Genomic DNA, 1098 nt, shown 5'->3' with positions numbered 1-1098 from the left:
GCGCAGTGCACGCGAATGGCTGTGCACCGCCTCCACCAGCGCTGTCACGTGCTCTGGCGGCGTGAACTGGCTGATGCCGTGGCCCAGGTTGAAGATGTGCGTTGGCCCGGTGGTGGTCAGGTCGGTGTGGGGTGTGCCAAAGCTGTCGAGCACGCGGCGCACTTCGGTGGCGATGTGCTCGGGCGGCGCAAACAAAATGTTCGGGTCGATGTTGCCTTGCAGGGCTTTGCCGGGGCCACCGACTTCGCCGCCCACCAGAGCGCGGGCGCGGCCCAGGTTCATGGACCAGTCCAGGCCCAGCACATCGCAGTTGAGGTCTGCCATCTCGGGCAGCCACAGGCCCCCGCCCTTGGTGAACACGATGCTGGGGATGCGCTGGCCGTTGTGCTCGGTCTTCAGTTGCGACAGCACGCGTGCGGTGTAGGCCAGGCTGAATGCCTGGAAAGCGCCATCGGCCAGCACCCCGCCCCAGCTGTCAAACACCATGACCGCTTGCGCACCGGCCTCGATCTGGGTGTTCAAGTACAGGGCCACGGCATCGGCGTTGATGGCCAGAATGCGGTGCATCAGGTCGGGGCGGCTGTACATCAGGGTCTTGACGTGGCGGTAATCGTCCGAGCCTGCGCCCTCGACCATGTAGCAAGCCAGCGTCCAGGGGCTGCCTGAAAAGCCGATTAGGGGCACGCAGCCATTCAGGGCCTTGCGGATGGAGGTGACCGCGTCAAACACGTACCGCAGCTTGGCCATGTCGGGCACGGCCAGCTCGGCCACAGCGGCTTCGTCGCGCACATTCTTTGCGAACTTGGGGCCTTCGCCCAGGGCAAACGACAGGCCCAGGCCCATGGCATCGGGCACGGTGAGGATGTCGGAAAACAAGATGGCGGCGTCCAGTGGGTAGCGCTCGAGGGGCTGCAAGGTGACTTCGGTGGCGTAGTCGACGTTGGTGGCCAGGCCCATGAAGCTGCCGGCTTTGGCGCGGGTGTCACGGTACTCGGGCAGGTAGCGCCCGGCCTGGCGCATGAGCCAGACGGGGGTGTGGTCGGTGGCTTGGCGCAGGCAGGCGCGCAAGAAAGTGTCGTTTTGCAAGGGGGCAAACGC

General features: G+C 65.7%; 1 protein-coding gene. It reads right to left on the bottom strand.

What is annotated here, in order from left to right:
* Positions 1–1098, bottom strand: a 1098-nt coding sequence (gene hemE / locus B9Z45_RS16660; protein ID WP_108408294.1) for a uroporphyrinogen decarboxylase, incomplete at both ends; no start/stop codon positions are given.

It is taken from the genome of Limnohabitans sp. 2KL-17 (assembly GCF_003063415.1).
Classification (GTDB): domain Bacteria; phylum Pseudomonadota; class Gammaproteobacteria; order Burkholderiales; family Burkholderiaceae_C; genus Limnohabitans_A.
This window is presented reverse-complemented; position numbering and strand designations above follow the sequence as displayed.